The 19581-nt window shown below is 37.6% G+C and carries 36 protein-coding genes; all 36 read right to left on the bottom strand.

Going from position 1 to position 19581, the window contains the following annotated elements:
* Window positions 1–204: 204 nt before the first annotated feature.
* Entirely contained in the window at window positions 205–675 is a 471-nt protein-coding gene (gene tnpA / locus MUA90_RS04050) for an IS200/IS605 family transposase (protein WP_262588450.1), read from the bottom strand.
* 193 nt (window positions 676–868) lie between these two features.
* Window positions 869–1261 (bottom strand): 30S ribosomal protein S9, encoded by a 393-nt coding sequence (gene rpsI, locus MUA90_RS04045; RefSeq protein ID WP_199790651.1) that lies wholly within the window; start codon window positions 1259–1261, stop codon window positions 869–871.
* 19 nt (window positions 1262–1280) lie between these two features.
* Window positions 1281–1718: a 50S ribosomal protein L13 gene (rplM, locus tag MUA90_RS04040; protein WP_262588449.1), complete on the bottom strand. Its 438-nt coding sequence runs from the start codon at window positions 1716–1718 to the stop codon at window positions 1281–1283.
* A gap of 211 nt (window positions 1719–1929) precedes the next feature.
* The gene (gene truA, locus MUA90_RS04035) at window positions 1930–2733 is read right to left on the bottom strand and encodes a tRNA pseudouridine(38-40) synthase TruA (RefSeq protein ID WP_262588448.1); all 804 of its coding nucleotides are present in this window, start codon (window positions 2731–2733) and stop codon (window positions 1930–1932) included.
* A gap of 4 nt (window positions 2734–2737) precedes the next feature.
* Window positions 2738–3544, bottom strand: a complete 807-nt coding sequence (locus tag MUA90_RS04030) for an energy-coupling factor transporter transmembrane component T family protein (RefSeq protein WP_114602867.1) — start codon at window positions 3542–3544, stop codon at window positions 2738–2740.
* Window positions 3534–4394 carry an energy-coupling factor transporter ATPase gene (locus MUA90_RS04025; protein WP_262588447.1) on the bottom strand — a complete coding sequence of 287 codons (861 nt, stop codon included), beginning with the start codon at window positions 4392–4394 and terminating at the stop codon, window positions 3534–3536. The genes MUA90_RS04030 and MUA90_RS04025 overlap by 11 nt, the downstream gene beginning before the upstream one ends.
* Window positions 4391–5200, bottom strand: coding sequence for an energy-coupling factor transporter ATPase (locus MUA90_RS04020; RefSeq protein WP_262588446.1), 810 nt, complete (start codon window positions 5198–5200; stop codon window positions 4391–4393). Before MUA90_RS04020 ends, MUA90_RS04025 begins: the two co-directional genes overlap by 4 nt.
* 351 nt (window positions 5201–5551) lie before the next feature.
* Window positions 5552–5920 (bottom strand): 50S ribosomal protein L17, encoded by a 369-nt coding sequence (rplQ, locus tag MUA90_RS04015; RefSeq protein WP_105993331.1) that lies wholly within the window; start codon window positions 5918–5920, stop codon window positions 5552–5554.
* A gap of 16 nt (window positions 5921–5936) precedes the next feature.
* Window positions 5937–6881, bottom strand: coding sequence for a DNA-directed RNA polymerase subunit alpha (locus tag MUA90_RS04010; protein WP_105993330.1), 945 nt, complete (start codon window positions 6879–6881; stop codon window positions 5937–5939).
* 88 nt (window positions 6882–6969) lie between these two features.
* The gene (gene rpsK / locus MUA90_RS04005; protein WP_095104062.1) at window positions 6970–7359 is read right to left on the bottom strand and encodes a 30S ribosomal protein S11; all 390 of its coding nucleotides are present in this window, start codon (window positions 7357–7359) and stop codon (window positions 6970–6972) included.
* A 22-nt stretch (window positions 7360–7381) separates the two neighbouring features.
* The gene (gene rpsM, locus MUA90_RS04000; protein WP_262588445.1) at window positions 7382–7747 is read right to left on the bottom strand and encodes a 30S ribosomal protein S13; all 366 of its coding nucleotides are present in this window, start codon (window positions 7745–7747) and stop codon (window positions 7382–7384) included.
* Window positions 7748–7769: 22 nt separating this feature from the next.
* On the bottom strand, window positions 7770–7883 hold the full coding sequence (rpmJ, locus tag MUA90_RS03995; RefSeq protein ID WP_002479550.1) for a 50S ribosomal protein L36: 114 nt from the start codon (window positions 7881–7883) through the stop codon (window positions 7770–7772).
* Between the two features lie 33 nt (window positions 7884–7916).
* Window positions 7917–8135, bottom strand: a complete 219-nt coding sequence (gene infA, locus MUA90_RS03990; protein WP_001118443.1) for a translation initiation factor IF-1 — start codon at window positions 8133–8135, stop codon at window positions 7917–7919.
* Window positions 8136–8323: 188 nt separating this feature from the next.
* Window positions 8324–8974, bottom strand: coding sequence for an adenylate kinase (locus MUA90_RS03985; protein WP_114602864.1), 651 nt, complete (start codon window positions 8972–8974; stop codon window positions 8324–8326).
* A gap of 16 nt (window positions 8975–8990) precedes the next feature.
* Window positions 8991–10283, bottom strand: a complete 1293-nt coding sequence (secY, locus tag MUA90_RS03980; RefSeq protein ID WP_262588444.1) for a preprotein translocase subunit SecY — start codon at window positions 10281–10283, stop codon at window positions 8991–8993.
* Window positions 10283–10723, bottom strand: a complete 441-nt coding sequence (gene rplO, locus MUA90_RS03975; protein WP_105993326.1) for a 50S ribosomal protein L15 — start codon at window positions 10721–10723, stop codon at window positions 10283–10285. Before rplO ends, secY begins: the two co-directional genes overlap by 1 nt.
* A gap of 28 nt (window positions 10724–10751) precedes the next feature.
* The gene (gene rpmD / locus MUA90_RS03970) at window positions 10752–10937 is read right to left on the bottom strand and encodes a 50S ribosomal protein L30 (protein ID WP_105993325.1); all 186 of its coding nucleotides are present in this window, start codon (window positions 10935–10937) and stop codon (window positions 10752–10754) included.
* Window positions 10938–10953: 16 nt separating this feature from the next.
* Window positions 10954–11454 (bottom strand): 30S ribosomal protein S5, encoded by a 501-nt coding sequence (gene rpsE, locus MUA90_RS03965; protein ID WP_105993324.1) that lies wholly within the window; start codon window positions 11452–11454, stop codon window positions 10954–10956.
* A gap of 21 nt (window positions 11455–11475) precedes the next feature.
* Window positions 11476–11838, bottom strand: coding sequence for a 50S ribosomal protein L18 (rplR, locus tag MUA90_RS03960; protein WP_105993323.1), 363 nt, complete (start codon window positions 11836–11838; stop codon window positions 11476–11478).
* A 32-nt stretch (window positions 11839–11870) separates the two neighbouring features.
* Window positions 11871–12407: a 50S ribosomal protein L6 gene (gene rplF / locus MUA90_RS03955; RefSeq protein ID WP_262588443.1), complete on the bottom strand. Its 537-nt coding sequence runs from the start codon at window positions 12405–12407 to the stop codon at window positions 11871–11873.
* A gap of 25 nt (window positions 12408–12432) precedes the next feature.
* Window positions 12433–12831 carry a 30S ribosomal protein S8 gene (gene rpsH / locus MUA90_RS03950; RefSeq protein ID WP_262588442.1) on the bottom strand — a complete coding sequence of 133 codons (399 nt, stop codon included), beginning with the start codon at window positions 12829–12831 and terminating at the stop codon, window positions 12433–12435.
* Between the two features lie 32 nt (window positions 12832–12863).
* Entirely contained in the window at window positions 12864–13049 is a 186-nt protein-coding gene (locus MUA90_RS03945) for a type Z 30S ribosomal protein S14 (RefSeq protein ID WP_105993320.1), read from the bottom strand.
* 26 nt (window positions 13050–13075) lie between these two features.
* On the bottom strand, window positions 13076–13615 hold the full coding sequence (gene rplE / locus MUA90_RS03940) for a 50S ribosomal protein L5 (protein ID WP_114602863.1): 540 nt from the start codon (window positions 13613–13615) through the stop codon (window positions 13076–13078).
* A 25-nt stretch (window positions 13616–13640) separates the two neighbouring features.
* Window positions 13641–13958, bottom strand: coding sequence for a 50S ribosomal protein L24 (gene rplX, locus MUA90_RS03935; RefSeq protein WP_002479562.1), 318 nt, complete (start codon window positions 13956–13958; stop codon window positions 13641–13643).
* Between the two features lie 32 nt (window positions 13959–13990).
* Window positions 13991–14359 (bottom strand): 50S ribosomal protein L14, encoded by a 369-nt coding sequence (gene rplN, locus MUA90_RS03930; RefSeq protein WP_002479563.1) that lies wholly within the window; start codon window positions 14357–14359, stop codon window positions 13991–13993.
* 28 nt (window positions 14360–14387) lie between these two features.
* Window positions 14388–14651, bottom strand: coding sequence for a 30S ribosomal protein S17 (gene rpsQ / locus MUA90_RS03925; protein WP_001829723.1), 264 nt, complete (start codon window positions 14649–14651; stop codon window positions 14388–14390).
* A 21-nt stretch (window positions 14652–14672) separates the two neighbouring features.
* On the bottom strand, window positions 14673–14885 hold the full coding sequence (gene rpmC, locus MUA90_RS03920) for a 50S ribosomal protein L29 (protein WP_262588441.1): 213 nt from the start codon (window positions 14883–14885) through the stop codon (window positions 14673–14675).
* Window positions 14875–15309 (bottom strand): 50S ribosomal protein L16, encoded by a 435-nt coding sequence (gene rplP, locus MUA90_RS03915; RefSeq protein ID WP_015900970.1) that lies wholly within the window; start codon window positions 15307–15309, stop codon window positions 14875–14877. The genes rpmC and rplP overlap by 11 nt, the downstream gene beginning before the upstream one ends.
* Before the next feature lie 2 nt (window positions 15310–15311).
* Window positions 15312–15965: a 30S ribosomal protein S3 gene (rpsC, locus tag MUA90_RS03910; RefSeq protein ID WP_262588440.1), complete on the bottom strand. Its 654-nt coding sequence runs from the start codon at window positions 15963–15965 to the stop codon at window positions 15312–15314.
* A gap of 25 nt (window positions 15966–15990) precedes the next feature.
* Window positions 15991–16344, bottom strand: a complete 354-nt coding sequence (rplV, locus tag MUA90_RS03905; protein ID WP_002479566.1) for a 50S ribosomal protein L22 — start codon at window positions 16342–16344, stop codon at window positions 15991–15993.
* A 31-nt stretch (window positions 16345–16375) separates the two neighbouring features.
* On the bottom strand, window positions 16376–16654 hold the full coding sequence (gene rpsS, locus MUA90_RS03900) for a 30S ribosomal protein S19 (RefSeq protein ID WP_105993317.1): 279 nt from the start codon (window positions 16652–16654) through the stop codon (window positions 16376–16378).
* A 63-nt stretch (window positions 16655–16717) separates the two neighbouring features.
* Window positions 16718–17551 carry a 50S ribosomal protein L2 gene (gene rplB / locus MUA90_RS03895; RefSeq protein ID WP_262588439.1) on the bottom strand — a complete coding sequence of 278 codons (834 nt, stop codon included), beginning with the start codon at window positions 17549–17551 and terminating at the stop codon, window positions 16718–16720.
* A gap of 36 nt (window positions 17552–17587) precedes the next feature.
* Window positions 17588–17863 (bottom strand): 50S ribosomal protein L23, encoded by a 276-nt coding sequence (rplW, locus tag MUA90_RS03890; protein ID WP_262588438.1) that lies wholly within the window; start codon window positions 17861–17863, stop codon window positions 17588–17590.
* Window positions 17863–18486: a 50S ribosomal protein L4 gene (rplD, locus tag MUA90_RS03885; RefSeq protein ID WP_105993315.1), complete on the bottom strand. Its 624-nt coding sequence runs from the start codon at window positions 18484–18486 to the stop codon at window positions 17863–17865. Before rplD ends, rplW begins: the two co-directional genes overlap by 1 nt.
* A gap of 28 nt (window positions 18487–18514) precedes the next feature.
* Complete coding sequence (gene rplC, locus MUA90_RS03880) at window positions 18515–19177, bottom strand: 50S ribosomal protein L3 (RefSeq protein WP_262588437.1); 663 nt, start codon at window positions 19175–19177, stop codon at window positions 18515–18517.
* Window positions 19178–19204: 27 nt separating this feature from the next.
* Complete coding sequence (gene rpsJ, locus MUA90_RS03875) at window positions 19205–19513, bottom strand: 30S ribosomal protein S10 (RefSeq protein WP_002479572.1); 309 nt, start codon at window positions 19511–19513, stop codon at window positions 19205–19207.
* Window positions 19514–19581: the final 68 nt, after the last annotated feature.

Raw genomic sequence — 19581 nt, 5'->3', positions numbered from 1 at the left:
TAGTCATGTTAAAAATGAAATAAAGAGACATCAAAAGATTGCCGTTTTAATAATTTTTCGCATAATCAAAACCACCCGTGTGAACGGGTGGTTTGTTCTTCGGCTGAAAGCCTCTATTACTGACCAGCCCTTAAAAGGGCACTGAAGAATCTGACAACCGTACTACTTTTTCAGCAAGCCCTAAAGGGCTACGGTCATCACTCTTTATTTTCCTACTTTCTCACCAGTAAATGGGTCGATAAATTCTTTCATCGACATCTGATCTGCAACGATATCCTCTTGTATTTGATTTCGAATATAGTTCTCTATCACTTTTTTATTTCTTCCTACTGTATCAACATAAAAACCTTTACACCAAAATTTTCTGTTCCCATATTTATATTTAAGGTTTGCATGTCTATCAAAAATCATTAGACTACTTTTTCCTTTTAAATATCCAACAAAACTTGAAACTGAAATTTTAGGAGGTATACTCACAAGCATATGAATGTGATCTTTACAGGCCTCTGCCCCTATTATTTCTACACCTTTTCGTTCGCATAAAAGTCGAAGTATTTTCCCAATATCCTTTTTCAATTTACCATAAATTATTTGTCTTCTGTATTTAGGGGCGAAAACAATATGATACTTACAATTCCATTTTGTGTGTGCTAAACTATTTATATCATTAGACATACAAAAACTCCTATTCATGATGTAATGTTGGTTGCCAGACCATTTCACATTATACCATGTTTAGGAGTTTTTTTATTACATCGCTAAAGCTTTCCTGAACCATACGCACAGCGTATGGTTTTCAAAAGAAAGAAAAAAACACTTCCCGATAAATCTGGGAAGTGTTGTATAGAAACATCATATGTTCCGACAATTAACGTTTTGAGAATTGTGGTGAACGACGTGCTTTTTTAAGACCTGGTTTTTTACGTTCTTTCATACGTGGGTCACGAGTAAGTAATCCAGCGCGTTTTAAAGAACTTCTGTATTCAGGATCAGCTTCTAATAAAGCACGAGCGATACCGTGACGGATAGCTTGTGCTTGACCTGTGAAACCGCCACCGTGTACGTTAACTAAAACATCATAGTTACCTTGAGTTTCTGTAACGTCGAATGGTTGGTTTAAGTCTAAGATTAATGATTCAAATGGTAAATATTCACGTACGTCTTCACCATTTACAGTGATGTTACCTTCGCCTGGTACTAAACGTACACGTGCTACTGAGTGTTTACGACGGCCTGTGCCTCTATATTCAACTTGTGCCAATGTAATTTCCTCCTTCTAATTAACCACGTAACTCGTAGTTTTCTGGTTGTTGTGCAGCGTGTGGATGTTCAGCGCCACCATATACAAATAATTTTTTACCTTGTTTTTCGCCTAAACGGTTGCTTGGTAACATACCTTTAATTGAAATTTCAAGTAAACGTGCTGGGTTTTTCTCTTTTAATTCGCCAGCTGTGATTGATTTGATACCACCTGGGTAGTTTGAGTGATGGTAATAAACTTTGTCAGATTCTTTGTTACCTGTCATTTCGATTTGTCCAGCGTTGATGATGATTACATAGTCACCGTTATCAACGTGTGGTGTGAAAGTTACTTTATGTTTTCCGCGTAAAATAGATGCTACTTCTGATGATAAACGACCTAAAGTTTGGCCAGCCGCATCAATAACATACCATTTGCGCTCAATGTTTGATTCATTAGCCATAAATGTTTGACGCATAATAATTGTCCTCCTAATAATAACTGCGTGTTGAGTTGTTTTTTTAAAAAACAATGTTACGATTCAAAGCTCAGATAAGTTCATTTGTTGAGTTCGTTCGACTTTGCTTCTATATCTAGTAACACAATAAGTTTCCGGGGCTTATCGTGGGGTGATATAAAACAATACCGTTTATAATCGTATAATTTATTGATGTATTTGTCAATACGAATCAATCATTTTCAAGTGATTTTTTGCGATGAATTTTGATATCTGTTCCGAAGTCTTGTGTCAGTGCTTCCGGCGATAAATAGATCTTCTCCAAATAAAGCCCTTCTGCCGGTGCAGTAAACGGAACTTGGTTGCGATCTTTCGCTTCTAACAGAGGCAATACATCCTCTGGTGCACGTTTGCCTTTACCGACTTCGATTAAAAATGCGACTAACACACGTACCATATTATATAAGAAACCTGAGCCGGTCACAATATAGTCGAAGCCGTTTTCTGTTTGAATAATTTCACTTTGATAAAGGGTACGTTCTTTACTTTCTACTTCTGTCTTTTGAGAACAAAAGCCGGTAAAATCATGCGTGCCTATAAACTGTTGTGCAGCTTCGTTCATTTTCTCTAAATCTAAATCATAATTATTGAAAGTCTTTAAACCGCTCATAAATACATCACGGTGTGCTGCTTGATACACTTTATAGCGATAACGTTTCCCTACGCAATCGTAGCGGCAATGAAAGTCATCATCGACGATAGATACCTCTTTGACATAGATATCGTCAGGCAAAGCGCTGTTCATCGCATATTGCCATTGCTTCGGCGCAATTTCAAGTTCTGTATCAAAATGGAAATATTGTTCTAGCGCATGCACACCTCGATCCGTTCTGCTTGAAGGATGAATACGTATATGACGTTTATGCATGCGTTTTAAAATCTTTTCGAATTGCTGCTGCACGGTTCTTTCGTGCTGCTGTATTTGAAAGCCATAAAAGTTGCTTCCTTGATAAGTAATATTTACTAATATACGCACACGGCTACACTCCTAAATATTTCAATACAAATAGTACTGCTGCAATCGGGATTAATGCACCTACGAGCATTGTATCCTTTAATTGCCATTCAAGTTTACGAAAACTTGTACGTTTTGCATTCATATCATACCCTCTGACTTCCATTGCGACTGCTAAATCTTCAGCTCTCTGAAAGGCAGAAATAAACAATGGAATCAACAGAGGGATAAACGCTTTAATACGCTGTCCGATTGATCCGGAACTGATTTCAGAACCTCTGGATTTTTGAGCTAGAATAATTTTATCCAGCTCTTCCATAAGTGTCGGTATAAATCGTAAAGCAATCGACATCATCATGCTTAATTGTTGCACAGGGACTTTGATTACTTTCAATGGAGAAAGTATTTTATCAAAAGCATCGGTCAATGCGATAGGATTCGTTGTCAATGTCATTATCGTTGAAGCCATCATAATAAACATTAAACGCATTGAGATGAATATCCCTTCTATAATACCGCCTGAATCAATGGAAATGAATTTCCAAGTAAATAATGTAGTGCCTCCCTTAGTTAAAAAGAGATGCATTAAAAAGGTAAAAATTAAAAAGAACAAAATCGGTGTCAGACCTTTTAATAAATACAGCAGTTTGATTTTAGCACTATACATAAATACCAACAGAACCAATAACATCCAGCCATACATCGTAAAGCTGTGACAAAAGAACACTAATATAATATAAAAGAATACAAAAGCTAATTTAGCTCTAGGATCCATTTTATGAATGATGGAATCTAAAGGTAAGTAGCGACCAATGATAAATTTATTCTTCATAGTGCTGCCACTCCTCATAGAGCTCGATAAATTCTTGGTCTGTTAAAGCTGTTTCTGGTAAACGTATATTGTACTTTTGTTCAAAATCACGCTGCAGCTGCACGATATCAGGCAAATCTAAATGAAATTGACTGACATTATCTTGATTGCCGAAGAGTGCTCTAGGAGTCCCTTCATATACGATTGTGCCTTGCTGCAGTACTTTGACTTGGTCTGCATAACGTGCCACATCATTCATATCATGCGTAACAAGTACAATTGTTTTGCCCTCTTGCTGTAATTGTTTTAACAGGTCCATAACTTGTTCTCGGCTATGCGGATCCAGTCCTGCGGTTGGTTCATCCAATACGATAATATCCGGATTCATCGCTAAAATAGATACTATCGCTATTTTACGCATTTGACCGCCAGACATTTGAAATGGTGATTTCGCCATGATGTTGCGATCAAAGCCTAAACGCTTAAGCAAACGGTACGCATAGTCTTTTACCTTTTCTAAATCCATATTAAAGTTTTTAGGTCCGAATAAGACTTCTCGTTCTACACTGTCTTCGAACAGCTGGGCTTCCGGAAACTGAAATACCAGTCCGACACGTTGTCTCAAAGGACGAATTGCTTTATCTTTTGTTTTTCTCTTGATGATTAAATCACCAAGTGCAACATGACCGTAAGTAGGTTTTAATAAGCCGTTGAAATGTTGTATTAACGTTGATTTACCAGATCCTGTTTGGCCTATGATCGCATAATACTGACCTGCTTCAAATTCAGTATTAATATGATGCAATGCTTCATATTCAAAAGGTGTACCTTGCTGGTAAATGTAAGTAACGTCATTAAATTGTATACTCATAAACGTGCTACCAACTCATCATAGGTCAGAAACTCAGATGGATTGCCTAATAGTGAATTAATCCGCATTGAAAACGGCAAGTCCAACCCTATTTCTGCTAATGATGCTCCTTTCTTAAAGATTGCTTCTGGTGTGCCTTTTTCGTGCACTTCGCCGCGATTCATAACAATCATATAATCTGAATCCAAAGTTTCTGTTAAATCATGCGTAATTGATACAATTGTTACATTGCGTGCTTCGTTCAAATGTCTTACCAGCTGCATCAACGATTGTTTACCTTCAGGATCAAGCATAGATGTTGCCTCATCTAAGATAATCAGTTCAGGACTTAAAACAAGTACACCTGCAATCGCAACACGCTGTTTCTGGCCTCCAGAGAGCGCTTGCGGCTCATGATTGCGTTGTGCATACATTTGTACCTCTTTTAAGACTTGTGCTACATCCTTGTGCATTTGCTCATATGGCACTGCTAAATTTTCAAGACCAAATGCCACATCATACTGAACAGTCGAACCTACAAATTGGTTTTCAGGATTCTGAAATACGATACCAATATTTTTTCGGATGTCATACAGATTCTCAGATGTCATAAGCTGACCATTATAACGTATTTCACCTTCTTGATATTCCATCATACCCATCATTAATTTAGCGATGGTCGACTTGCCTGATCCATTATGTCCGACAATTGATGTCCATTTACCTTTCGGGATTGAAAAAGAGAGATGTTTTAATGTAAACCACTCGTCACCCTGATATTGAAATGATACATCATCAAATTCAAGTATTTGTTCAGTATTCAACATGCCTCTGTCCCTTCTGATTGATTTCACTCTATCATTGTACATGAATATAACTAGTGTGTATATGCAAGTGTATGAGAAAAACCCCTTCACGTTATTACCGCAACAGGGGTTTCAAAATAAAAAAGCGCGCACCCCATTCATTAATTGAGTTCACGCTTTAAAATCTATTAAGTTCTTTGAATGGGGCACTCTGAGCTAGACAATATTTGTATGTGGCAAACATTATCGTTGCACTCATTTGCTTTATATATTCATATAGTCAGTGTGTTTATTTGTACAATGATAAGCGCACAATGTTCTCATCGTGTGCTTCTACTTACCATCGTTACTTGGTTTCAAGTTATGCTTTGATTAAACTAATTCGACAATTGCTGATTCAGCACCGTCACCGCGACGTGGACCTGCTTTAAGTACACGAGTGTAACCGCCTTGACGTTCTGTGTAACGTGGAGCAATTTCACCGAATAATTTTTGTAAAGCTGTTTGTGTAGTACCATCTTCGTTTTGGATTTGAACATCACGAACGATTTTAGCTGCTTGACGACGAGAAGCTAAATCGCCTTTTTTACCTAAAGTGATTAATTTATCAACTACACCGCGTAATTCTTTACCGCGAGCTTCAGTAGTTTCAATGCGCTCGTTAACGATTAATGATGTCGCTAAGTCGCGTAACATTGCTTTACGTTGATCAGATGTACGACCTAATTTTCTGTAACCCATGAGTTAACCTCCTTTATCAATCTTCTTTTCTAAGACCTAAACCTAAGTCTTCGAGTTTATATTTTACTTCTTCTAAAGATTTACGACCTAAATTACGTACTTTCATCATATCTGCTTCAGATTTGTCAGCCAATTCTTGAACACTGTTGATGCCTGCACGTTTTAGACAGTTATAAGAACGTACTGATAAGTCTAATTCTTCGATAGACATTTCAAGTACTTTTTCTTTTTGATCTTCTTCTTTTTCAATCATGATTTCAGCGTTTTTCGCTTCATCAGTGAGTCCAACAAAGATGTTCAAGTGTTCAGTCATAATTTTTGCTGCTAATGAAACTGACTCTTGCGGAGTGATTGATCCATCAGTCCATACATCTAAAGTTAATTTATCAAAGTCACTGCTTTGACCTACACGAGTGTTTTCAACTGTATAGTTTACTCTTTCAACTGGTGAGTATAAAGAGTCAACCGGGATAACACCAATTGGTAAATCACTAGTATTATTTTGTTCAGCTAATGCGTAACCTCTACCCTTATTCGCAACAAGACGGATTTTTAAGTGTCCACCTTTAGCAACTGTAGCAATTTTAAGCTCTGGGTTTAAAATTTCAACATCACTGTCGTGAGTAATGTCAGCTGCTGTTACTTCGCCTTCATCTTTAACATCGATTTCTAAAGTTTTATCTTCTTCAGAATAAATTTTAAGAGCAAGTTTCTTAATATTCATAATGATTGTAGATACATCTTCTACTACGTTATCAATTGCAGAGAATTCGTGTAAAACTCCTTCAATCTCGATGTATTTAACGGCTGCACCTGGCAATGAAGATAGTAGGATACGACGTAAGGAGTTTCCTAGCGTAGTGCCATAGCCACGTTCTAGTGGTTCAACAACAAACTTACCGAATTTAGCATCTTCACTAATTTCAATTGTCTCAATTCTAGGTTTTTCAATTTCTATCATTATTTACATATCCTCCTTGGTTACGTCGACTTATAAGATACTTCTTATCTTAGTGATCTTCGGAAAATAACATTTCTTAACAATAATATTATACGCGACGACGTTTTGGCGGACGGCAACCGTTATGAGGTACTGGAGTAACGTCTCTGATAGCTGTTACTTCTAAACCTGCTGATTGCAATGCACGGATAGCTGATTCACGGCCTGGGCCAGGTCCTTTAACTGTTACTTCTACAGTTTTTAAGCCATGTTCCATAGCTGTTTTTGATGCTGTTTCAGAAGCCATTTGAGCTGCGAATGGTGTAGATTTTTTAGAACCTTTGAAACCAAGTGCACCTGCTGATGACCATGATAATGCATTACCGAATTCATCAGTAATTGTTACGATTGTATTGTTGAAAGTTGAACGAATGTGAGCTACACCGTTTTCAACATTCTTTTTCACTCTGCGTTTACGAGATACTTGTTTACGTGCCATTAAAATTTTCCTCCTTTACCTATTATTTTTTCTTGTTAGCTACAGTTTTAACTGGGCCTTTACGAGTACGAGCATTGTTTTTAGTCTTTTGACCGCGAACTGGTAAGCCACGACGGTGACGGATACCACGGTAAGAAGAGATTTCCATTAAACGTTTGATGTTTAAGTTTTGCTCACGACGTAAGTCACCTTCTACTTTGTAGCCATCTACAACTTCACGGATACGTACTAATTCATCGTCTGATAATTCGTTAGTACGAGTTTGTGGTGAAACTCCTGCTTCTTCAATGATTTTTTCAGCAGTTGATTTACCAATACCGTAAATATAAGTTAATGAAATTACAACGCGTTTTTCGCGTGGAATATCGACTCCTGCAATACGTGCCATATTATTTTACACCTCTCTTTTATTAACCTTGTCTTTGTTTGTGTTTTGGATTTTCACAAATGATCATTACTTTACCTTTACGTTTAATGACTTTACATTTTTCGCAAATAGGTTTAACTGATGGTCTTACTTTCATTTTTATACCTCCCTGTAATAATGGAGTGACGAATTATTTATAACGATAAGTGATTCTTCCGCGTGTTAAATCATACGGAGACATTTCTACTGTTACTTTGTCGCCAGGTAGAATACGAATATAATTCATTCTGATTTTACCACTAACGTGTGCTAAAATTTCATGACCATTTTCTAATTCTACTTTAAACATTGCATTTGGTAAAGTATCTAATACTGTACCTTCTAATTCAATTACATCTTGTTTTGCCATTAGAACAATTCCCCCTTTTGCATTATTAGTTAATGTCTATTGGAAAATGTTAGACATACTGTACTTGTATCAAATCGTTGAACAAATTTCGGGAATCATTATCGTTATTATGTCACTCAAAATTCGTTAGGCTGAGAGACAAACAATGTTAGACTGCCTTCATTCAACATACAAGCAGCAATGTTGAATTACTTAAGATTGTTCAAGATATCAATTACTGAACCAGTAACTTCTTGAATATCTTTAGATCCGTCAACGTTTTTAACAACACCTTTATTATCATAGTATTCTAAGATAGGTTTTGATTGTTTAACGTTAACTTCTAAACGTTTTGCAACTGTTTCTGGGTTGTCGTCTTCACGTTGGTATAATTTACCGCCGTCAAGATCACAAACACCATCCACTTTTGGAGGATTGAACACAAGATGATAAGTTGTTCCGCAAATTTCACATACGCGACGTCCTGTAAGACGATTCATAAGTTCTTCTTCCGGAACTTCAATGTTAATAACTGCATCAATCTTTCTGCCAAGTTCTGTCATGATTTTACTTAATGCTTCTGCTTGTTCAAGTGTACGTGGGAAACCATCTAATAAAAATCCTTTTTTCGCATCGTCTTCAGAAAGTCTTTCTTTAACGATACCCACAGTTACTTCATCAGGTACAAGCTCGCCGCGGTCCATATAAGACTTAGCTTCTTTACCTAATTCAGTTTGATCTTTGATAGCTTTTCTAAACATATCACCTGTAGATATATGCGGAATAGGGAATTTCTTAACAATTTCACTCGCTTGAGTTCCTTTACCTGCGCCAGGTAAACCCATTAAGATGATATTCATATTGCCCTCCTACAAATTATCTACCACCAAAGCCTTTATATTCTTTTTGATTAACTTGTGCTTCCAAGCTTTTCATTGTCTCGATAGCAACACCGATAACAATCAGCAAGCCTGTACCGCCGACTTGAATCGATTGCGGCAAGTTCATAAATTTAGTAGCAAGAATCGGCAAGATTGCGATTGCTGCTAAGAAGATAGAACCTACAAAAGTTAAACGATATAAAACTTTGGTAATATACTTTTTAGTTTGTTCGCCAGGTCTGATACCTGGTACGTAACTGCCTTGCTTCTTAAGATTGTCAGCCATTTTCTCAGGGTTAACTTGAACGAATGCATAGAAATAAGTGAATGCAATGATCAAGATAATATAAATTACCATTCCGATATTGTTTGATGGATTGGCTGTATTGGCAATTTGCTGAGCCCAGTCTGCTTTAGGGAAGAACATTGTTAATGTTCTTGGTAACAAGAAGAATGCCATAGCAAAGATAACCGGGATAACCCCTGCTGAGTTAACTTTCAACGGCAAGTAAGTTGCATTTCGACCTAAACGCTGAGCTGTTTGCTTCTTCGCATATTGAATAGGTATTTTACGAACAGCTTGAAGTACGTACACAGCACCCATTGTCAGTAAAATCAAACCAATGATTAATGCTGCAACTTGCAACCATGCCATAGTCGTATCACTTTGTCCTACAAAGGCTTGTTGGTAGAACTGAATCAGTGATGAAGGCAACGTTGACAGAATACCAGCGAAGATAATAATTGAAATACCATTACCTACACCGTATTGGGTTATCTGTTCACCTAACCAAAGTAAGAAAGCTGTTCCTGCTGTTAATACAATTGCAATTAACAAATAACTCATAGGTGACGGATCTACGATCAATGCACCTTTTAGATAGTTATTGAATTGGAATGCCATCCCAATTGATTGGATGAATGCCAAGATGATTGCAAAGTAACGTGTGACGTTATTCAATTTCTTACGACCAACGTCACCTTGTTTGGCCCATTCTGTAAACTTAGGAACTATATCCATTTGCAATAACTGCATTACGATGGAAGCAGTGATGTAGGGCATAATCCCCATTGCAAAAATGGAAAAGTTCTTCAAGGCTCCCCCACCGAATGTATTCAACAGATCAGTGACACCTTGAGAACCTTGTTGACTTTCAAACGCTGCTGGATTGACTCCAGGCGCCGGTATATAAGTACCTATTTTAAATATTACTAGCATTGCGAGCGTAAAAAAGATCTTGTTTCGAACTTCTTTAGTTTTGAAGAAGTCTACGAATGTGTCAAACATTAGATCACCTCGTGTGCTCCACCTTTAGCATCAATTGCTTCAGCTGCAGATGCAGAGAATTTTTGTGCTTTAACTGTTAACTTTTTCTCTAAAGAACCATTACCTAATACTTTGATACCCGCTTTAGCATTTTTTACTACGCCAGTTTCGATTAATAGTTCAGGAGTTACTTCTGTACCTTCATCAAAACGGTTTAATTGGTCTAAGTTCACTACAGCATATTCCTTGCGGTTGATGTTAGTGAAACCGCGTTTAGGTAAACGACGGAATAATGGTAATTGACCACCTTCGAAACCTGGTCTTACTTTACCACCTGAACGTGCTTTTTGACCTTTTTGACCACGTCCACTTGTTTTACCATTACCTGTAGCAGCACCACGGCCTACACGGTTGCGGACTTTACGTGATCCTTCTGCTGGATGTAAATCATGTAATTTCATTACGGCACCTCCTTATAATTTTATCTGATTATGCGTTTACTTCTTCTACTTTAACTAAGTGGCTTACTTTGTTGATTTGGCCACGGATTGCATCGTTGTCTTCAACAACTACTGAAGAGTTAGTTTTTTTCAAACCTAACGCTTGAACAGTTTTACGTTGTGTTTCAGGACGACCGATAACACTGCGAGTGAGGGTAATTTGTAATTTAGCCATTATTTATTTTCCCTCCTTAATTGTATAATTCTTCTACTGATTTGCCGCGTAATTTCGCAACTTCTTCAGCACTTTTTAGATTTTCTAAACCATTGATTGTCGCACGAACCATGTTAATTGGTGTGTTTGAACCTAATGACTTACTTAAGATATCAGTGATACCTGCTAATTCTAATACGGCACGAACTGGTCCACCGGCGATAACACCAGTACCAGGTGCTGCTGGTTTCAATAATACACTTCCTGATCCGAACTGACCAGTAATAGTGTGTGGAGTAGTACCTTCTACACGGTTAACAGATACTAATTCTTTTTTAGCAGCTTCTACTGCTTTTTTGATCGCTTCAGGCACCTCTTGTGCTTTACCTGTACCGAATCCAACACGACCATTTTTGTCTCCAACAACTACTAATGCTGTGAAACGGAAACGACGTCCACCTTTTACAACTTTCGCAACACGGTTAATCGTAACAACGCGTTCTTCAAATTCTTTGTTTTCTTCATCTCTGCGAGCCATTAATTGTCCCTCCTTTTATGATTAAAATTCTAAGCCATTTTCACGTGCTGCATCTGCTAATGCTTTAACACGTCCATGGTATAAGTAACCTCCACGGTCGAAGACGATTGCAGTGATACCTTTATCAACTGCTTTTTTAGCGATTGCTTCGCCCACTTTGGCAGATAATTCAACTTTTGAACCAGTTTCGTTTTCGAAATCTTTATCTTGAGTTGATGCTTGAGCTAAAGTGACGCCTTTTGAATCATCAATGATTTGTGCATAGATGTGTTTGTTTGAACGATATACGTTTAAACGAGGTTTTTCAGATGTACCTGATAAGTTCGTACGTACACGTGCATGTCTTTTTAAGCGTACTTTATTTTTATCAATTTTGCTGATCATGCTTTATTCTCCTTTCTTTAGAGAGTTATTTATTATTTACCAGTTTTACCTTCTTTACGACGAACATATTCGCCTTGGTAACGGATACCTTTACCTTTATAAGGTTCTGGTGGTCTTACGGCACGAATTTTAGAAGCTGTAGCACCAACTTGTTCTTTAGAAATACCTTCTACTTTAACTGTTGTGTTTTTCTCAACTGTGAATGTGATTCCTTCTTCTGGAATGAATTCAACTGGGTGAGAGTAACCAACGTTAAGAACTAAGTTTTTACCTTGCAATTGTGCACGGTAACCTACACCGATCATTTCTAAAGTTTTTTCGTAGCCTTTAGAAACACCTTGTACCATATTGTTAATTAACGCACGAGTTGTTCCGTGAACTGTTCTGTCTTTTTGAGAATCAGATGGACGAACAACTTCTAATGTGTTGTCTTCTTGTTTATAAGTCATGTTATCGTCAAAAGTTCTAGTTAATTCGCCTTTAGGACCTTTAACTGTAATAACATTACTTTTGATGTCTACTGTTACATCACTAGGAATTTCAATGATTTTCTTACCTACACGGCTCATTTACGGGCACCTCCTTAATTATTTATTACCAAACGTATGCTAGTACTTCTCCGCCTACGTTACGTTTTCTTGCTTCTTTATCAGTTAAAATACCTTCAGAAGTTGAAACTAATGCAATACCTAAACCGTTTAATACTTTAGGTACTTCTTCAGCTTTAGCGTAAACACGTAAACCTGGTTTAGAAATACGTTTTAAGCCTGTGATAACGCGTTCGTTGTTTTGACCATATTTAAGGAACAAACGTAAAACACCTTGTTTATCGTCTTCTACGAACTCAACGTTTTTGATGAAACCTTCACTTTTAAGGATTTCAGCGATTTGTTTTTTGATATTTGACGCAGGCAACTCGATTTTTTCATGACGCACCATGTTTGCGTTTCTTACACGAGTTAGCATATCTGCGATTGGATCTGACATTGTCATAGATTGTTGCCTCCTTTCAAGACTCTCTTTAATTACCAGCTAGCTTTACGAACGCCAGGGATTTGGCCTTTGTAAGCTAATTCACGGAAACAGATACGGCATAATTTAAATTTGCGGTATACAGAATGTGGACGGCCACAGCGTTCACAGCGAGTATATTCGCGAACTGGGAATTTTTGCTTTTTAGCTTGTTTTGCAACCATTGATTTTTTAGCCACTTAATTAGCCTCCTTTATATTAGAGCTTACTTTTGAAATGGCATACCGAATTGAGTTAACAATTCACGAGCTTCTTCGTCTGTGTTAGCAGTTGTAACAATAACGATATCCATTCCTCTTACTTTACTTACTTTATCATAATCGATTTCTGGGAAAATTAATTGTTCTTTAATACCTAATGTGTAGTTGCCGCGTCCATCAAATGCTTTCTTAGAAACACCGTGGAAGTCACGTACACGTGGTAATGATACTGAGATCAATTTATCTAGGAATTCATACATTCTTTCACCGCGAAGTGTAACTTTTGCTCCGATTGGCATACCTTCACGTAAACGGAATGTTGCTACTGATTTTTTAGCTTTTGTGATTAATGGTTTTTGACCAGTGATTAAAGTTAACTCTTCAACAGCATTGTCTAATACTTTAGAGTTTTGAACTGCGTCACCTACACCCATGTTCACAACGATTTTATCGATTTTAGGTACTTCCATTACTGAACTGTAATTGAATTCTTTCATTAAGTTCTCAGTAACTTCAGTATTGAATTTTTCTTTTAAACGGCTCAAAGTGGATCCTCCTTTCAACTAGTTATTAATTATTAGATTTGATTTCTTCGCCTGATTTTTTAGCGATACGAACTTTTTTACCATCAACAAATTTGTAACCTACACGAGTTGGTTCATTTGTTTTAGGGTCCAATAATTGTACGTTAGAAACATGAATTGCTGCTTCAGTTTCTAAGATTCCACCTTCTGGGTTAAATTGAGTCGGTTTTTGGTGCTTTTTAATGATGTTGACACCTTCCACAACGACACGGTCTTTTTTAGGTTCTGTTGCTTGTACAACACCTGTTTTACCTTTATCTTTACCTGAGATAACGATTACGTTGTCACCTTTCTTGATATGCATGTGGGCACCTCCTTAGATTTTATTATTTAAAATTATAGTACTTCTGGTGCTAATGAAATAATTTTCATGTAGTTGCTATCACGTAATTCACGTGCAACTGGTCCGAAGATACGAGTTCCGCGTGGACTCTTGTCGTCACGAATAACTACACATGCATTTTCATCAAATTTGATGTAAGAACCGTCTTTACGACGTACTCCTGATTTAGTACGTACAACAACAGCTTTAACAACTTCACCTTTTTTAACAACGCCTCCTGGTGTAGCATTTTTAACAGTACACACAATTACGTCGCCGATGTTCGCTGTTTTGCGACCAGATCCGCCTAATACTTTAATTGTAAGAACTTCACGAGCACCTGAGTTGTCAGCTACTTTCAAGCGTGTCTCTTGTTGGATCATGAATTAAACCTCCCTTATCTATTAATGATTAAATAATTACTGATTCTTCAACAATTTCTACTAAACGAAAACGTTTTGTTGCTGATAAAGGACGAGTTTCTTGAATCTTAACGATGTCTCCTAATTTAGCTGAATTGTTTTCATCATGAGTTTTATATTTTTTAGAATATTTTACTCGTTTACCATATAATTTATGAGTTTTGTAAGTCTCTACAAGTACAGTTACAGTTTTGTCCATTTTGTCTGATACGACTCTACCTACATAAACTTTACGATCATTTCTTTCGCTCACTTTTGTAACCTCCTCTTTCAATTAATATTGATTAGCCTTACTTTGTTCAATTTCTCTTTCACGAGCAACAGTTTTTAGACGTGCGATTGTTTTTCTCACTGTACGAATTCGTGCAGTTTCCTCTAATTGTCCTGTAGCTAACTGAAAGCGTAGGTTAAAAAGTTCTTCTTTTGAAGATTTGATTTGTTCTTCGATTTCTGAAGTGGTTAAGTCTCTAATTTCCTTAGCTTTCATTTGATTCACCACCCAATTCTTCACGTTTTACAAACTTAGTTTTAACTGGAAGTTTGTGACTTGCTAAACGTAATGCTTCACGTGCAACTTCTTCTGACACGCCTGCAACTTCAAATAAGATTCTACCTGGTTTAACTACTGCGATCCAGCCTTCTACTGCACCTTTACCAGCACCCATACGTACTTCTAAAGGTTTTTTAGTATAAGGTGTATGAGGGAAGATTTTAATCCAAACTTTCCCGCCACGTTTCATATAACGAGTCATCGCAATACGAGCAGATTCGATTTGACGAGATGTGATCCAAGACGTTGTGATTGCTTGTAAACCATACTCACCAAATGTTACAAAGTTACCGCCTTTAGAACGTCCTGTAGTTTTTGGACGATGTTGACGACGATATTTAACGCGTTTTGGTAGCAACATTATTATTTTCCTCCTTCACTATTGTTCTTAGTAGGAAGAACTTCTCCACGATAGATCCATACTTTAACACCAAGTTTACCGTATGTTGTATCAGCTTCAGCATGTGCGTAATCAATGTCAGCACGTAATGTGTGAAGTGGAACAGTTCCTTCTGAATATTGTTCAGCACGAGCGATATCAGCTCCGCCTAAACGACCTGAAACTTGAGTTTTAACACCTAAAGCTCCTAGTTTCATAGCTCTTGAAATAGCTTGTTTTTGTACACGACGGAATGAAGCACGGTTTTCTAATTGACGTGCGATGTTCTCAGCAACTAAGCGAGCATCTAAATCAACTTTTTTGATTTCAATCACGTTAATGTGTACATGTTTGTTTGTTAAATTGTTTAATTTGTTACGAAGTTTTTCAATTTCTGAACCGCCTTTACCAATTACCATACCTGGTTTACCAGTGTGGATTACGATGTTGATGCGGTTAGCAGCACGTTCGATTTCTACGTGAGAAACTGACGCTTCTTTTAATTCGTTATCGATGAACTTACGGATTCTTAAATCTTCGTGTAGTAAAGTTGAGAAATCTTTCTCAGCATACCATTTTGCATCCCAATCACGGATGACACCAACACGAAGTCCGATTGGATTAATTTTTTGACCCACAGTATTCCCTCCTTAAGAAAGTTTATTAAGCTTCTTTAGCTTCTTCTTTGCCGTCACTTACGACAATTGTAATGTGGCTTGTACGTTTGTTAATTGCACTTGCACGTCCTTGAGCACGTGGACGGAAACGTTTTAAAGTTGGTCCTTCGTTAGCATATGCTTCTTTAACAACTAATTCATCTGTATTCATGTCATAGTTGTGCTCTGCATTAGCTAAAGCGGACATTAATAATTTTTCAACAACTGGTGATGATGCTTTGTTAGTTAATTTTAAAATGGCAACAGCTTCACCAACGTTTTTGCCTCTGATTAAGTCTAATACTAATCTGACTTTACGAGGTGCGATTCTGATAGTTCTAGCAACCGCTTTTGCTTCCATTTGGTCTTCCTCCTCTACTTATAGAAAGTTATTATCTTCTTGTTTTCTTGTCGTCTACAGCATGTCCTTTGAAAGTACGTGTTGGAGCAAATTCACCTAATTTGTGGCCAACCATATCTTCAGTTACATAAACAGGTACATGTTTACGTCCATCGTATACTGCAAATGTAATACCGATGAAGTTAGGGAAAATAGTTGAACGACGTGACCAAGTTTTAATCACTGTTTTTTTCTGATTACCTTCCTGAGCTTCCACTTTTTTCATCAAGTGATCGTCGACGAAAGGTCCTTTTTTAATACTACGAGCCATTTTGGCGCCTCCCTTCTTATTATGTGCGTGCAGCACTAGGCCGCACACCCAAATAAGTTGTTATTATTTTCTTTTACGTTTACGTACGATAAGTTTATCTGATGATTTTTTACCGCGACGCGTTTTCTTTCCAAGCGTAGGTTTACCCCATGGTGACATTGGTGATGGCATACCGATTGGAGCACGACCTTCACCACCGCCGTGAGGGTGATCGTTAGGGTTCATTACAGAACCACGAACTGTTGGACGAATACCTTTCCAACGTGAACGTCCGGCTTTACCAACGTTAACAAGTTCATGTTGAATGTTACCAACTTGACCTACTGTAGCACGGCAAGTTGAAAGAATCATACGAACTTCACCTGAGCGAAGTCTTACTAATACGTATTTACCTTCTTTACCAAGTACTTGTGCACTTGCACCTGCTGAACGAGCGATTTGTCCACCGCGGCCAGGTTTTAATTCGATATTGTGGATGATAGTACCCACTGGGATATTTGCTAATGGTAAAGCGTTACCTACTTTAATGTCAGCTTCTTCACCATTTTCGATTGTTTGTCCTACAACCAAACCTTTAGGAGCGATGATGTAGCGTTTTTCACCATCTGCATATACTAACAATGCGATGTTAGCTGAACGGTTTGGATCATATTGGATAGAATCAACTTTTGCTGGGATTCCATCTTTGTTACGTTTGAAATCAATAACACGGTATTGACGTTTGTGTCCGCCGCCATGATGGCGTACTGTCAATTTACCTTGGTTGTTGCGTCCCGCTCTTTTCGGTAGCGGTTGTAATAATGACTTTTCTGGAGTCGTTTTAGTGATTTCAGCGAAATCCAATGAAGTCATATTACGACGACCATTTGTAATTGGCTTATAATGTTTAAGAGCCATTGTCGTTTACCTCCTTATTGGTAATTTTATTTTTTATTAGTTGAATAGATCGATTGATCCTTCTTTTAAAGTTACGATCGCTTTGCGTCGTTTGTTTGTATAGCCTTGGTAACGGCCCATACGTTTTTTCTTAGGTTCATAGTTGATGATGTTAACGTTAGTTACTTTAACATCGAAGATTTCTTCAACTGCAATTTTGACTTGTGTTTTGTTCGCACGAGTATCTACATCAAAAGTGTATTTGTCTTCAGCCATTGCTTCTGAAGATTTTTCTGTGATTACGGGGCGCTTAAGAACGTCTCTTGCTTCCATTATCCGAGCACCTCCTCAACTTTTTTAGCAGCTGCTTCTGTAATTAATACACTGTCAGCGCTAGTGATGTCTAATACGTTTAATCCAGTTACAGTTGTGATTTGAACACCAGGGATGTTGCGTGCTGATAATTCAACATTTACATCTTCTGATTCAGTTACAACTAAAACTTTCTTAGGTAATTCTAAGTTTGATAAAACTTTAGTGAATTCTTTTGTTTTTGGAGCTTCTAAACCGAAAGCGTCAACAATTTTGAATTCATTTTCTTGTACTTTGAAAGATAATGCAGAACGTAATGCTAAACGACGCATTTTCTTAGGCATTTTGTATGCATAGCTTCTTGGAGTCGGTCCGAATACGATACCGCCGCCACGCCATTGCGGAGCACGGATAGTACCTTGACGCGCACGTCCTGTACCTTTTTGTCTCCATGGTTTGCGTCCACCGCCGCGTACTGCTGAACGATTCTTAACAGAATGAGTACCTTGGCGTAATGAAGCACGTTGTAAGTTAATTGCTTCGAAAAGAACATCTTTGTTTGGTTCAATAGCGAATACAGCATCGCTTAATTCAACTGAACCTGCTTTTGATCCGTCTACTTTTAATACATCATAATTTGCCATTATGCATTTTCCTCCTTTCGTTAATTAATTATTTATTACCTTTTTTAATTGAAGTTTTGATTTCTACTAATCCTTTTTTAGGACCAGGCACATTACCTTTAACTAAGATAACGTTGTTTTCAGCGTCGATTTGTACAACTTCTAAGTTTTGTACAGTCACTGTGTTGCCGCCCATACGACCAGGCATTTTGTGACCTTTAAATACTTTAGATGCGTCAGACGCCATACCTACTGAACCAGGTGCTCTGTGGAAATGAGAACCGTGAGCCATTGGTCCGCGACCATGTCCATGACGTTTAATGTTACCTTGGAAACCTTTACCTTTAGATACTCCAGTTACGTCAATGATGTCGCCAGCTTCAAATGTATCTACTGAGACTTCTTGACCTACTTCGTATTCATCAACATTGATGTTTCTGAATTCACGAATGAAGCGCTTAGGTGCTGTGTCAGCTTTTTTAGCGTGACCTTCAGCTGGTTTGCTCGCATATTTATTAGACTTGCTGTCTTTTTTGTATGCTTGTTTGTCTTCAAAACCTACTTGGATAGCGTTGTAACCGTCTACCTCTTCAGTTTTCTTTTGTAATACTACGTTTTGTCCTGCTTCTACTACAGTTACTGGGATTAAGTCTCCGTTTTCACCGAATACTTGTGTCATCCCGATTTTTCTTCCTAAGATTCCTTTGGTCATCGAAAGTCCACCTCCTATGATTTTCTATTATAATTTAATTTCGATGTCTACACCTGATGGTAAGTTTAAGCCCATAAGAGCGTCAACAGTTTTTGGTGTAGGGTTTACAATGTCGATTAAACGCTTGTGAGTACGTTGTTCGAATTGTTCACGAGAATCTTTGTACTTATGCACCGCACGGATGATAGTGTAAATTGATTTTTCAGTTGGTAATGGAATTGGTCCAGAAACTTCTGCACCAGAACGTTTTGCTGTTTCAACAATTTTCTCAGCTGATTGATCAATTACTCTGTGATCATAAGCTTTTAATCTGATTCTGATTTTTTGTTTTGCCATAATTTTCCCTCCTTATTTCGTCTACATTTAGTGATAGACTTCTCCACGAAAACTATCTCACACAACGC

The organism is Staphylococcus sp. IVB6181, assembly GCF_025561445.1.
GTDB lineage: Bacteria > Bacillota > Bacilli > Staphylococcales > Staphylococcaceae > Staphylococcus > Staphylococcus simulans_B.
The sequence above is the reverse complement of the archived record's forward strand: the minus strand, read 5'-3'. Positions and strand labels throughout refer to the sequence as shown.

Coding starts and splice junctions, on each gene's coding strand:
- tnpA (WP_262588450.1), bottom strand. CDS start 675: ATGTCTAATGATATAAATAGTTTAGCACACACAAAATGGAATTGTAAG.
- rplM (WP_262588449.1), bottom strand. CDS start 1,718: ATGCGTCAAACATTTATGGCTAATGAATCAAACATTGAGCGCAAATGG.
- MUA90_RS04030 (WP_114602867.1), bottom strand. CDS start 3,544: ATGAAGAATAAATTTATCATTGGTCGCTACTTACCTTTAGATTCCATC.
- MUA90_RS04025 (WP_262588447.1), bottom strand. CDS start 4,394: ATGAGTATACAATTTAATGACGTTACTTACATTTACCAGCAAGGTACA.
- MUA90_RS04020 (WP_262588446.1), bottom strand. CDS start 5,200: ATGTTGAATACTGAACAAATACTTGAATTTGATGATGTATCATTTCAA.
- rplQ (WP_105993331.1), bottom strand. CDS start 5,920: ATGGGTTACAGAAAATTAGGTCGTACATCTGATCAACGTAAAGCAATG.
- MUA90_RS04010 (WP_105993330.1), bottom strand. CDS start 6,881: ATGATAGAAATTGAAAAACCTAGAATTGAGACAATTGAAATTAGTGAA.
- rpsK (WP_095104062.1), bottom strand. CDS start 7,359: ATGGCACGTAAACAAGTATCTCGTAAACGCAGAGTGAAAAAGAATGTT.
- rpsM (WP_262588445.1), bottom strand. CDS start 7,747: ATGGCACGTATTGCAGGAGTCGATATTCCACGCGAAAAACGCGTTGTA.
- rpmJ (WP_002479550.1), bottom strand. CDS start 7,883: ATGAAAGTAAGACCATCAGTTAAACCTATTTGCGAAAAATGTAAAGTC.
- infA (WP_001118443.1), bottom strand. CDS start 8,135: ATGGCAAAACAAGATGTAATTGAATTAGAAGGTACAGTATTAGATACT.
- MUA90_RS03985 (WP_114602864.1), bottom strand. CDS start 8,974: ATGAATATCATCTTAATGGGTTTACCTGGCGCAGGTAAAGGAACTCAA.
- secY (WP_262588444.1), bottom strand. CDS start 10,283: ATGTTTGACACATTCGTAGACTTCTTCAAAACTAAAGAAGTTCGAAAC.
- rplO (WP_105993326.1), bottom strand. CDS start 10,723: ATGAAATTACATGATTTACATCCAGCAGAAGGATCACGTAAAGTCCGC.
- rpmD (WP_105993325.1), bottom strand. CDS start 10,937: ATGGCTAAATTACAAATTACCCTCACTCGCAGTGTTATCGGTCGTCCT.
- rpsE (WP_105993324.1), bottom strand. CDS start 11,454: ATGGCTCGCAGAGATGAAGAAAACAAAGAATTTGAAGAACGCGTTGTT.
- rplR (WP_105993323.1), bottom strand. CDS start 11,838: ATGATCAGCAAAATTGATAAAAATAAAGTACGCTTAAAAAGACATGCA.
- rplF (WP_262588443.1), bottom strand. CDS start 12,407: ATGAGCCGTGTAGGTAAGAAAATCATTGAAATTCCTAGTGATGTAACA.
- rpsH (WP_262588442.1), bottom strand. CDS start 12,831: ATGACAATGTCAGATCCAATCGCAGATATGCTAACTCGTGTAAGAAAC.
- rplX (WP_002479562.1), bottom strand. CDS start 13,958: ATGCATATCAAGAAAGGTGACAACGTAATCGTTATCTCAGGTAAAGAT.
- rplN (WP_002479563.1), bottom strand. CDS start 14,359: ATGATCCAACAAGAGACACGCTTGAAAGTAGCTGACAACTCAGGTGCT.
- rpmC (WP_262588441.1), bottom strand. CDS start 14,885: ATGAAAGCTAAGGAAATTAGAGACTTAACCACTTCAGAAATCGAAGAA.
- rplP (WP_015900970.1), bottom strand. CDS start 15,309: ATGTTGCTACCAAAACGCGTTAAATATCGTCGTCAACATCGTCCAAAA.
- rplV (WP_002479566.1), bottom strand. CDS start 16,344: ATGGAAGCAAAAGCGGTTGCTAGAACTATCAGAATCGCACCTCGTAAA.
- rpsS (WP_105993317.1), bottom strand. CDS start 16,654: ATGGCTCGTAGTATTAAAAAAGGACCTTTCGTCGACGATCACTTGATG.
- rplB (WP_262588439.1), bottom strand. CDS start 17,551: ATGGCTCTTAAACATTATAAGCCAATTACAAATGGTCGTCGTAATATG.
- rplW (WP_262588438.1), bottom strand. CDS start 17,863: ATGGAAGCAAGAGACGTTCTTAAGCGCCCCGTAATCACAGAAAAATCT.
- rplD (WP_105993315.1), bottom strand. CDS start 18,486: ATGGCAAATTATGATGTATTAAAAGTAGACGGATCAAAAGCAGGTTCA.
- rplC (WP_262588437.1), bottom strand. CDS start 19,177: ATGACCAAAGGAATCTTAGGAAGAAAAATCGGGATGACACAAGTATTC.
- rpsJ (WP_002479572.1), bottom strand. CDS start 19,513: ATGGCAAAACAAAAAATCAGAATCAGATTAAAAGCTTATGATCACAGA.